General features: G+C 57.2%; 1 pseudogene. It reads left to right on the top strand.

Annotated features, from left to right (window positions below):
• Positions 1 to 12: 12 nt before the first annotated feature.
• Positions 13 to 215, top strand: a pseudogene (locus HMPREF2872_RS11895) (type IV pilin protein); the annotation flags it as partial.

Genomic DNA, 215 nt, shown 5'->3' with positions numbered 1-215 from the left:
AATGCGCGCTTTATGGAGCAGTTCTACACGAAGAAGGGCAGCTTTAAGCTGACGTCGACGAAATGGCCGGAGTTGCCGGTGAAGGAGGCGGGCGGTTTCTGTATCAGGATGAGTGGTCAGGCTAAGGGGATCTTGGAGGGGAAGTTTACTTTGAAGGCGGTGGCGCTGGACAGGGAGGCGGAACCGAGGGTGTTGCGCTTGAACGAGTCGCTGAC

It is taken from the genome of Neisseria sp. HMSC069H12 (assembly GCF_001812735.1).
In the GTDB taxonomy this organism is placed as follows: domain Bacteria; phylum Pseudomonadota; class Gammaproteobacteria; order Burkholderiales; family Neisseriaceae; genus Neisseria; species Neisseria subflava.
The sequence above is the reverse complement of the archived record's forward strand: the minus strand, read 5'-3'. Positions and strand labels throughout refer to the sequence as shown.